Genomic DNA, 11009 nt, shown 5'->3' on the forward strand with positions numbered 1-11009 from the left:
CCGCGCGCGGAGGCCGCCGGTTCGGACCCGGTCGAGCTGTCCGAGGCCGACTTCGGCGTCGCGACGACCGGTGTCGCGGGGCCCGATCCGGATCCGCAGACGGGCCAGCCGGCCGGTACCGTCTGGCTCGGCATCAGCTCCTCCCGCGGATCGCGCGCGGTGGAGCTGCACCTCGGCGGGACGCGTGCGCAGATCCGGGCTTCGTCGGTCGAGGCCGCACTGACGGCACTCCTGGACGAGCTCACCCTGCAAACTTGAGCGCACTCGGCTCATATTCAGGAAACGTGCAGGAATAATGGGGGAGTAGCGGCGGTTACTCTCAGTGACACCCAGCAGACTGGGGGTATTCCCGCCTGAATCGCAGCGGGTAGGGTGGATGCATAGCGATGAGTTGTGCGAGAGAAGGAGGACACGATGGTGCTAGTTCGTCAGGAGATCGGCGATGTGCTGCGTGACTTCCGCCTGCAGAAGGGGCGCACGCTTCGTCAGGTGGCGGGTTCCGCCAGCGTCGCTCTCGGCTACCTGAGCGAGGTCGAGCGCGGTCAGAAGGAGGCCTCGAGCGAGATCCTCGCCGCGGTCGCCGAAGCGCTCGATACGCCGCTGTCCGTGATCATGGGCGAAGTCAGTGAACGGCTGGCCATCGTCGAGGGACTCAGCGTCCCTCTGTCGCCGCAGGTGCCGGATACGGTGCCCGCGGATCTCGTATCCGGTTTCCGCCCCGAACTGCTGGCCCGGGGCTAGATGTTGCGAACATCGCGAGGTGCCCGGCCGTGCGGCCGGGCACCTCTTCGCTTTCCGGAGCTGCCGTGCGTCTGAGCGAGTTCCAGCGCGCGGTGGGAGAGGAGTTCGGGCGGGCCTACTCCGGTGTGCTCTTGCGCGATCACTGGCTGACCGGACTGGGCGCGACCGCGAACGAGGCGCTCGAGCGGGGCGTCCCCCCACGCGCGGTCTGGTTCGCCCTCTGCGACGAGTTCGAGATCCCCGAGTCGCGCCGCCACGGTCGAGGACTGCTCGATCCGCGGGATTGAGTCCGCGCGCGAGTCGTCACCGGCGACGGTGCCGCCGCCCGGGATCACCCGGCCCGACGACACGCCGCTCCAGCGTTTCGAATATGTGTTCGAATCGGCGTATGCTCGCTCACAGGTGAGCCGAGAGAGTCAGTTCTCCACAGATTTCGCTTTCCGACGACGAATGTCGGAGGTGCCGTCTAGGGTCTGAATCACCGGCCACCGCGCCTTGTCGACGGGCAACCGCATCGACAGCAGGTAGGCAGCAACCGGCGATTTCCGCCCAGAACGAAGGAGCCTCAGATGGCAGCACCGCAGGATCGCGACAAGGCGCTCGAAGCCGCACTCGCGAACATCGACAAGCAGTTCGGCAAGGGCGCCATCATGCGTCTGGGCAGCACCGAGCGGCCCCCGGTCGAAGTGATCCCGACCGGTTCCGTCGCGCTCGACGTCGCGCTCGGCATCGGAGGTCTGCCGCGTGGCCGGATCATCGAGATCTACGGCCCCGAGTCCTCCGGCAAGACGACGCTGACGCTGCACGCGATCGCCAACGCGCAGCGCGCAGGCGGCATCGCCGCGTTCATCGACGCCGAGCACGCGCTCGACCCCGAGTACGCGCAGAAGCTGGGCGTCGACATCGACGCCCTGCTCGTCTCGCAGCCGGATACCGGCGAGCAGGCGCTCGAGATCGCCGACATGCTGATCCGCTCGGGGTCGGTCGATCTCGTGGTCATCGACTCCGTCGCCGCGCTCGTGCCGAAGGCCGAGATCGAGGGCGAGATGGGCGACAGCCATGTCGGCCTGCAGGCCCGCCTCATGTCGCAGGCGCTGCGCAAGATCACGGGCAGCCTGAACCAGACCAAGACGACCTGCATCTTCATCAACCAGCTGCGCGAGAAGGTCGGTGTGTTCTTCGGCAGCCCCGAGACGACCTCGGGCGGCAAGGCGCTCAAGTTCTACGCCTCGGTGCGGCTCGATATCCGTCGCATCCAGACGCTGAAGGACGGTACCGACGCCGTCGGCAACCGCACGCGTGTCAAGGTGGTCAAGAACAAGATGGCTCCGCCCTTCAAGCAGGCCGAATTCGACATCCTCTACGGTGTCGGCATCTCCAGGGAGGGTTCGCTCATCGACTTCGGCGTGGAGCAGGGGCTCATCAAGAAGAGCGGCGCCTGGTACACCTACGACGGTGATCAGCTGGGTCAGGGCATGGAGAACTCGCGTCGCTTCCTGATCGAGCACCCCGACATCGCCGCGGAGATCGAGGACAAGATCCTCATCAAGCTCGGTGTGAAGGAAGATCCTGCGGCCCCGGTCCTCGAAGCAGCGCCTCCTGTCGAGTCCGGTACCGCCGGCGAGCGGCAGAGCGCCTGACGAGGGTCGCGATGGCCGTGCGCTTCCTCCCATCGCCGGGATCCGACGCCGGATCTCCGCAGCCCGATCGGAGCGACCTCGCCGAAGTGATCGACCTGCGCAGCCGATTGACCCGTCGGGACGCCGCCGAGAACGGTGCTGCTGCACGCGCCCTCGCGGACATCGCCTCTGCAGCAGATGCCTCTGAAGCAGATATTTCTGCAGCAGATGCCCCTGCAGCAGACATTTCTGAAGCAGAGGCCTCTGCAGGGGCGATCGACGATGTCCTGAATCCGCCGGAACTGAGCGGGGGCCCGGAGGCCCCCACGCGTACCGCGACCGAGGACGGAGTGCGACTGCTGGCACGCAAGGCACGATCGACCGGAGAGTTCCGCCGGGAACTGATCGGGCTCGGCCACGACGTGCAGGAGGCGGAGGCCGTCGCGCTGGAGTTCGAGAGCAGTCTGTACCTCGACGATCTCGGCTTGGCCCGGACCGTCGCGCAGGGTCTGCGCGAGCGCAAGCGGGCGAGTCGCATGCAGATCAGGATGAAACTGCGCGAGCGCCTCCTGCCCGACGGGGTGATCGAGGAAGCGCTGGGCGAACTCGACGAGGACGAGGAAGGCGAACTGCTCATCGCTGCGGCCGAGGCACGAGCCGCGCGACTCGGCGGGCTGGATCGCCAGACCGCCGAGCGGCGACTCCTCGGCTTCCTCGCGCGTCGCGGCTGGTCCGGGGAGCGGGCCGCCCGCGCGGCCTGCGAGGCGCTCGACCGCGGCCCCTCCGCTGATTCCTCGGAGCCGGGGCGCGGCCCGGTCAGGTTCCGCTGAGCGCCCGATCGGATTCGGCCGAGCGCCCAGTGGCGTCCCTCGATGGCGCTACTTGACGACGATCTTGTAGCGCGCGGTCTTGCCCCCTGCCTTGACCGCGACATACGTCGTGCCGGTGGTCTTGGCGACCAGACGGCCGGCCTTGTCGACCCTGACCACTCCGGGCTTCGATGACGAGTACGTCACCTTCACCCCGGTGGCCCGGCTCGACGAGTACGTTCCGGTGATGTAGGCCACCTGACCCGTCTTCATGCTCTTCGGGGGAGCGGCACTCACCTTCGTGACCTTCGACTTCGGCTTCTTCTTCACCACCTTCACCGTGATGCTCTTCGACAGCCGCTTCCCGGCGGCATTCCGCTCGTTCGTCGTCACCGTGATCTTCGCCGTGCCGGTCTTCTTCGCCGTGATCCTGCCCGCCGAGTTCACGGTCGCGATCCTGGTGTTGGAAGACGTCCACTTGGTCTTCCCCGAGTAGGCGGCGCGCCCATTGCTGTAGTAGACGCCGTCCTCGAGCCTGAACGTCTTCCCCTTCACCAGCTGCAGCTTCAACTGGTTCAGCTTGATCCGCTTGACGTGGACGGGGCTCGGCTGCGGCGCCTTCGCGACCTCCAGCCCGGCCAGCGCCGTACCCAGCTCCACGGCCGCGGCGTCGATCTGCTCCTGATCGGCGGACTCGTCGTCGAGCACCTGCGCTGCGCCGGCGAGGGCGGTCTGCAGCGCGGACCACGATGCCGCGGTGTACTGCCCATCCGTGTTCGACATCGTGCTCACGCTTTCGTGGAGCGCGCGCAGAACCGTCTTGCTGGGCTCCGGCTCGACGACGGGCGAGAGCTCCAGGCCGGAGATCGCCTGCTGCAGGGCGGTCAGCGCCTCGTCCACCTCCTCCTGGGTGCGGTCGTCGCGATCGTCGAGGACGGCCTTCGCGTTCGCCAGTGCGGTGCGGAAGGCGTCCGCGGTGGCATCGGTGAACCCCCCAAGGCTGTCGACGAGTCCGTCGGACGCCTCGACGAGGGCATCCAGTGCCGTCGTGTCCGCGGCGACGGCGAAGGTGCCGGTCGCGGTCAGCGTCCGCGTTCCCACCGAGAGATCATCGATGTAGTAGCGGGCGTCGGTGCTGCCGGTGCGGATGCCGATCGTCCCCTGGGCGTAGGCGTCCGAGGTCCAGGTGTCCACCAGCTTCCCGTTGATGTAGGTCATGAACCGGTCGCCCTCGGTCGCGATCGCGATCCGATTGGCGGTGCCCGCCGGGTTCACGTTCGAGATGGTGACGGGTGAGGTCTCCGCGATCCCCGCGCCCCGCTTCAGGTTGTTCGACGAGAACACCTGCCAGTAGTAGTTCTCGCCCGGCGGTGTGTTGGTCCGCGCCCGGAGCAGGAGCGGAATGCCGTCGCCGAGCGGATTGGTGGACGTGCCCGCCACCGCCTCGCCGGTGAAGGTGACGATGTAGTCGGTCCAGTCAGAGCCGATGGCGAGCATCGAGTTCTTCGACTTGTCCACGAACAGTCGTCCGTCGACCACGGACGGATTCGACGGGCCGGAGGTGAACGGGTTCACTCCGTCGTCGAAGTCGCTCGACCACAGCTCGGTGATCTCGAACGCCGAGAAGTCGAAGTCCGGGGCCAGATCCTCGAAGTGCTGCCTGGTCTGCGCGTTCAGGCTGAACGTGCCGGGTCGCAGCACTCGGACGCTTCCGTCGGGGCGTACCTCGGCCACCGTGGGATCGGACGAGGTGAAGGTGGCGTCGGTGAACGCGATCTCCGAGCCGTCGTCGGCGATGCCGACGAGCTCCGGCGTATAGAGGTCCCCGACCGCCGCGAGCGTCGCCTGCACCTCGAGCCGAGTGATCTTCGGCTTCGGGCCGACGCGCACGCGTACCGTGGCGAAGCCGGTCCGGCCGCCCTGGGTGACAGTCGCCTTGATCGTGACCTCGCCTTCTGCGACGCCGGTCACCACGCCCGACGCATCGACCGTCGCGATCGCGGGATCGCTGCTCTCGTAGACGATCTCGGCGTCGCTCAGGTCGGGCTCCGCCTCGGTCTCGTCGGTGACTGCGAGCTCGGTAGCCAGCGTCCGGCCCGCGACCACGGTGTCCGCGGCCGGCGTGAGGGTCACATGGTACAGCTGCGCGCCTTCGGCGGACAGCGCCACCGTATGGTGACCCGATCCGAGCTCCACGGAGAGGTAGGCGCCATCGCGGGTGCCCGCGACGACCGTTCCGTCGACCTCGAGGTTCACGAAGCCGGTGTTGGCCGCCGGCAGTGCGACCGTGGCCTTCGTGTTGGCCGGCACGTCGACGGCGGCGGAGAAGAGCGTCGACGTGTTGTCGAAGGACGCCCCCACCGCGCCGCGGAGGGTCGGGACCGTGATCTCGGCGGTTCCGACCTCGCCCGGCTGGAACTTGACGGTGAACTCCTCGTAGGCCGGCCTGGTCGGGTTGATCCCGAACATGCCGTGGGCGATCGCCGCGCCCGGCGCCGCGCCCCAGGGATGCGACATCGTCATGTTGCTCTTCAGTGACGGGTCCCAGGCCTCGGGCGAGATCGTCGCCTTCAGGACGTCCAGGACATGCGCGAAGGTGCGCCGGTCGCCTGAATCCGGGTTCAGCAGGAAGCGCAGGCCGGTGTCGCCGCCGTCGCCCTGGAACAGTCCACGCAGGACGAAGTAGGACGAGTAGATGGATCCCTTGAATCCGCCCTGGCCAGCGAGGAACGCGGTCAGCTTCTCGGCCATCTCCGGGGAGTCGTAGATGCCGTACGCGAGCGCGTAGGCCGTGCTGTGCTGCGCGAAGTGGGTCGAGACGGTGCCGTCATCCTTCATGTGATCGGCGAAGGCGCCGACCGCGGGATCGTAGAGGTGTTCGATCATGCTCGCTCTGATCGTCTCCGCTCGCTCCTGCCACAGCTCCTGGTCCGCCGTGTGCCCGGTGACGCCTGCGATCCCCGCCATCGCCTCGGCCGCACCGACGTAGATGGCGTTGTACGGCGTGCTGTAGCCGGGGTTCGGGGCCACGTAGCCGTCCTGTTCGCCGGTGGGCCAGTCGACGAGCACGCGGTTGCCCGAGCCGGTGTCGCCGACCGTGCGCACGAGGCCGTCCGCTGGGACGAAGGTGCCCGAGGCCGAGGTGTTCGTCGACGGGTTCAGCTTCGCCGCGATCTTCGCGTAGTACTCGTCCAGCGAGTCCGCGTTGCCCGTGTAGAGGTACTCGAGCCAGGCGCCCTCGACCGAGAAGAGCTTGTACTCCGCCGGCCAGGTCTGGTTGTCGATGAGGTACTCTCCGGAGTGCCGTGCGAGCGAGTAGTCGGCGCTCACGGCGCTGGAGGCCTCCAGGTTCACCACCAGGTCGCCCTCGTAGGCCCCCCGCTCGCGTGCCTGCGAGTCGACCCAGAGATCCTGGTTGGTCGCCTGCATCGAGTACTTCGTGTACTCGTACAGTCGCTCCAGGAACTCGTCGGAGGAGCTGAAGCTCGACGCGTCCTCGTCGAACGCCGTGCGCATGGCCCAGCCGCGCACCATGTCGGCGGTGATCGGCACCGGGGAGTTCTCGATCTGGATGTAGCGGAAGTTCTTCATCAGGTAGGTCCGCAGCGTCTGCTCGCCCGCCTTCAGGTTCCAGGTCTCCTGGTAGATGGGGTAGGAGCCGGAGCCTGCGCCACCCATCCGGATCGAGCCGTCCGCGTTCAGGTTCTCGGCGTACTTCACCGTGATCGCCCGTGCGGCGGGGGAGTCGATCGCGAGTTCCAGGGAGCCGATGATCTCCTTCTCGAGGGTCACCACGTAGGTGCCGGATCCGCGGTCCTCGACCGATGCGGCGGGCATCCAGTGGCGTTCGGTGTTCTCGGAGTTGAACGGGGTCAGCACTCGCGAGCCGTTGACCGCGCTCGAGGTCCGCACGGGGTGCCAGGTGGCGTCCTCGTCGAAGCCGGTGTCGTCGAAGCCGAACGGGTATTCCTTCGCCACCAGGTTCTCGAGGTGCTGATCGTAGTATGCGCCGTTCTTCGTCTGCAGCACGTCGCCGAAGACGGGGGTGCCGTCCTTCGCGTGCCAGTCGGCGGCGTCGCGAGCGGAGTTGGCGAGCACCTGCTTGGTGCCGTCCGACCGCCAGACCGTCAGCTGCAGGAGGACGGCGCGCGCGGCGTCCCGGTTGTAGGCCATCGAGGCGATCACGTTCTCGCCGTCGCGCAGCAGCTCGGTGACGTCGTACGAGTTGTAGTACTGGAGCGACCCGGACGGGGCGTTCGTGTGATTCCGGGCCGGATAGGTGCCGAGCGCCTCGCCGTTCACGAACAGGTCGGCCATCGAGCTCAGGGTCGACTGCGTGTTGTACCCGGTCGCCGAGACGACGGCCCGCTCGATATCGTCGGCGCCCTCCAGCTCGAAGGCGTGCCGGAGGAACATGAACTTCGGGAAGATCGTGGAGCTCGACTGCTGCACCCCGATCGTCGTTCCCGGGAAGTCCGCGGACTCGCCCGGCTCGAGGCTCTGCATGTCCTCGGCGTAGAGGTACGCGCCCGTGTCGAGGTTCTGGACGACGAGGTTGTCGACCAGTCCGCTCTCGCTGTTGCCGGTGCGCAGCCCGATCGTGCCGGCGGTCGCGCTGCTGTTCGTGACGGTGCCCACCAATGCGCCGTCGATGTAGGTCCGGATCGTGCTTCCCCGCGCTTCGATCCGGATGTGGAACCAGGCGTTCGGAGTCAGCGTGCCGGTGGCCAGGGTCGGCGATGCGGGGTTCGCCGGGGTCGCGCCGGCGTAGTCGCGCCCGGCGTGGTAGTTGAGGGTGTTGTTGGAGGGCTTGAACTGCCACATGTAGTTCTGGGCGCCGTTGTCGCGGAAGACGATCCCCAGCGCGGTGGCGGTCTTGAGATCGGCGTCGATCGCGTAGTCCGTCCACTCGCTCGCTGCGGCGGGCGCGAGGCTGCCGGGCCGGTCGGGCTGGCCGGTGCCCGAGACGGCATCCTCGACGAGCGAGAGCACGGCGCCGCCCGATTGACCGGTCGGGACGTTCAGGTAGCCGTTGCCGTCGCTGCTCCCGACGCCGATGCCCCCGGTGTAACCGGCGCTGCCGGTGCTCGCGCTGAAATCGTCGGCATAGAGCGTCTTGCCCGTGCTGACGTTGCGCACCACGATGTTGTCGACCCGCCCGCTCTCGGTGCTGCCAGTGCGGAATCCGATCGTTCCCGAGGCCGAGTGGGTCACGGTGCGGGTGTCTACGAGGGTGTCGTTCACGTAGGTGGTGACCACGTTGTTGATCGCGACGATCTTCACGCGCACCCACGTGTTCGCCGGAATCGTCGCCGGTGCGCAGCCGAGCTTCGCGTAGGCGGTGCCGGTGTGGGCGCACACCTGGTTGGCGTCGGTCCCGATTCCGGACGACCGGAACTGCCACATGTAGTCCGTGCCGCCCGCGCGGCGGAAGACCACGCCGAGGGCGTTCGCCGTGAAGATGTCGGCCTCGACGGAGTAGTTGGTCCACTCGCTCGCGGACGCGGGGGAGAGCGTTGCGGGGGTCTCCGCCGGTGCCTGGCCGGATCCGGATCCCGTCGACAGGTCCAGGAGGGAGCCCGGCGCGCTCAGCGAGGCGGGGACCTCGAGCATGCGGTTGGCGTCGTCTCCGGTCTGATCCTCGGTGTGCTGCAGCCAGGCGCCGCGGGTGTCCGCCCACGAGATCGCCGTGTTGAAGGGCTGCGGGGCGGAGAGCGGGCTCGCGACTCCCTCGCGGTCCTTCGTCTGGACCTGCCAGTAGTACAGCGAATCCTCGTCGAGCACATCCGCGATCCCCGGGATCTCGACGGAACTCGACTGCGTCGACTCCTCCCAGCCGGTGTCGTGGACGTACTGCTCGGCGGCGACGTCGGCGGCGCTCGCCGCGATCACGATCCGATACGCGGTCTGCCGCTCGTCCGAGTCGGGATCGCCCACCACCCAGGAGAGCGAGGGCTCGGTGGTGTCGATGACGACGGGATCCGTCAGCAGTTCCGTGCGCAGACCCGTGGGCGCCGTCGGAGCCCGGTTGTCCGCGGCAGCCGCGGGCGCCGCGGAGGCGACCGAACCGGAGAGCACGAGGGCCGCTCCGACGAGCAGCGAGGTCGCAGCTGTTCCGAGCCGACTGGGGGCGCCGCCCCGGGTCCGTGCGCGAGTCGAGCCAACCGTCATCCTGATCCCCTTTGATCTATGAACCGCAATCGTTTTCGTCGCGCATGTCGAGTGACGCAGATGCCGAAACAGGTATTGAAACGTTTCAATGCGTACGAATTGGTTCAGTATATGCAGGTCCCGGGCACCCGTGTCAACCGTCGGCAGGGGTCGTGTCGGATCTCGTCGGTAGAATCGACCCCATGCCCACCCTCGAAGACACCTTCCTCGCGGGCGCCGCACCCGTCGGCACCGTCGGCACCGCACGCACCCTCATCGACCCGTCGCCCGCGGCCCTCCGCGCCGACGGATCGCCGCGCAGCTACACCGTGCGCACGCTCGGCTGCCAGATGAACGTGCACGACTCCGAGCGGCTCTCCGGCTCGCTCGAGGCCGCGGGCTACATCGCCGCCGACGATCCCGAGCAGGCCGACGTCGTCGTCATCAACACCTGCGCCGTGCGCGAGAACGCCGCGAACAAGCTCTACGGCAATCTCGGCCACCTCGCGGGCGTCAAGCGCCAGCGCGACGGCATGCAGATCGCCGTGGGCGGCTGCCTCGCGCAGAAGGATCAGGGCGCCATCGTCGAGAAGGCGCCCTGGGTCGACGTGGTCTTCGGCACGCACAACATGGGCTCTCTGCCGGCGCTGCTCGAGCGCGCCCGCCACAACCACGAGGCGCAGGTCGAGATCCTCGAGGCGCTCGAGGTGTTCCCGTCGACGCTGCCGACCAAGCGCGACTCGGCATCGAGCGGCTGGGTCTCGATCTCGGTCGGCTGCAACAACACGTGCACCTTCTGCATCGTGCCGGCGCTGCGGGGCAAGGAGAAGGATCGCCGCCCCGGCGACATCCTCGCCGAGGTGCAGGCGCTCGTCGACGACGGCGCCGTCGAGGTCACGCTGCTCGGTCAGAACGTCAACACCTACGGCGTCGAGTTCGGCGACCGCCAGGCCTTCGGCAAGCTGCTGCGGGCGATGGGCGGGATCGTGGGGCTCGAGCGCGTGCGCTTCACGAGCCCGCACCCGGCGGCCTTCACCGACGATGTGATCGCCGCGATGGCCGAAACGCCGAACGTGATGCCCTCGCTGCACATGCCGCTGCAGTCCGGTTCCGACGCGGTGCTGAAGGCGATGCGTCGCTCCTACCGCTCGAAGCGCTTCCTCGGCATCCTCGACGCGGTGCGCGAACGGATCCCGAACGCGGCGATCACGACCGACATCATCGTGGGCTTCCCCGGCGAGACTGACGCCGACTTCGAGGAGACGCTGCGCGTGGTCGAGCAGTCGCGCTTCTCGAGCGCCTTCACCTTCCAGTACTCGATCCGGCCGGGAACGCCCGCCGCGACCATGGAGGGGCAGATTCCCAAGGCGGTGGTCCAGGGACGCTACGACCGCCTCCTGGCGCTGCAGGAGCGGATCTCGCTCGAGGAGAACGAGGCGCAGATCGGCCGCACGATCGAGGTGCTGGTCGCTGCGCACGAGGGCAAGAAGGACGACGCCACCCACCGCCTCTCCGGCCGTGCCGAGGACAACCGCCTCGTGCACTTCGCCGTGCCCGAGGGCGCGGAGGTGCCGAGGCCGGGTGATGTCGCGACCGTTCGGGTGACCGCGGCGGCCCCCCACTTCCTCATCGCCGACGAGGCGGCCGCTTTCGCCGTTCGACGCACCCGCGCCGGCGACGCGTGGGACCG

At 68.1% G+C, this 11009-nt stretch carries 7 protein-coding genes; 6 read left to right on the forward strand and 1 reads right to left on the reverse strand.

Translation table 11 applies throughout. The features are described from left to right. From ACFPZL_RS06360 to ACFPZL_RS06380, 5 genes are all read left to right on the forward strand, one after another. Positions 1 to 258, forward strand: a 258-nt coding sequence (locus tag ACFPZL_RS06360; RefSeq protein WP_382334906.1) for a CinA family protein, incomplete at its 5' end; no start/stop codon positions are given. 156 nt (positions 259 to 414) lie between these two features. Continuing rightward, positions 415 to 741, forward strand: coding sequence for a helix-turn-helix domain-containing protein (locus tag ACFPZL_RS06365; protein ID WP_218113836.1), 327 nt, complete (start codon positions 415 to 417; stop codon positions 739 to 741). Positions 742 to 806: 65 nt separating this feature from the next. Then, positions 807 to 1028, forward strand: a complete 222-nt coding sequence (locus tag ACFPZL_RS06370) for a DUF3046 domain-containing protein (protein WP_218113837.1) — start codon at positions 807 to 809, stop codon at positions 1026 to 1028. A gap of 282 nt (positions 1029 to 1310) precedes the next feature. Then, complete coding sequence (gene recA / locus ACFPZL_RS06375) at positions 1311 to 2381, forward strand: recombinase RecA (protein WP_218113838.1); 1071 nt, start codon at positions 1311 to 1313, stop codon at positions 2379 to 2381. A 329-nt stretch (positions 2382 to 2710) separates the two neighbouring features. Then, positions 2711 to 3190, forward strand: a complete 480-nt coding sequence (locus ACFPZL_RS06380; protein ID WP_382331556.1) for a regulatory protein RecX — start codon at positions 2711 to 2713, stop codon at positions 3188 to 3190. Positions 3191 to 3238: 48 nt separating this feature from the next. Here the strand turns inward: ACFPZL_RS06380 and ACFPZL_RS06385 are convergent, their stop codons facing one another. After that, the gene (locus ACFPZL_RS06385) at positions 3239 to 9340 is read right to left on the reverse strand and encodes a family 78 glycoside hydrolase catalytic domain (protein WP_218113840.1); all 6102 of its coding nucleotides are present in this window, start codon (positions 9338 to 9340) and stop codon (positions 3239 to 3241) included. 182 nt (positions 9341 to 9522) lie between these two features. Here ACFPZL_RS06385 and miaB point away from each other — a divergent pair. Beyond that, positions 9523 to 11009, forward strand: a 1487-nt coding sequence (gene miaB, locus ACFPZL_RS06390) for a tRNA (N6-isopentenyl adenosine(37)-C2)-methylthiotransferase MiaB (RefSeq protein WP_382334909.1), incomplete at its 3' end; no start/stop codon positions are given.

Origin of the sequence: Leucobacter soli (assembly GCF_042659205.1) — a bacterium.
GTDB lineage: Bacteria > Actinomycetota > Actinomycetes > Actinomycetales > Microbacteriaceae > Leucobacter > Leucobacter soli.

Bases quoted from the DNA above. Each gene is read 5' to 3' on its own strand.
- ACFPZL_RS06365 (WP_218113836.1), top strand. From the start codon at position 415: ATGGTGCTAGTTCGTCAGGAGATCGGCGATGTGCTGCGTGACTTCCGC.
- recA (WP_218113838.1), top strand. From the start codon at position 1,311: ATGGCAGCACCGCAGGATCGCGACAAGGCGCTCGAAGCCGCACTCGCG.
- ACFPZL_RS06385 (WP_218113840.1), bottom strand. From the start codon at position 9,340: ATGACGGTTGGCTCGACTCGCGCACGGACCCGGGGCGGCGCCCCCAGT.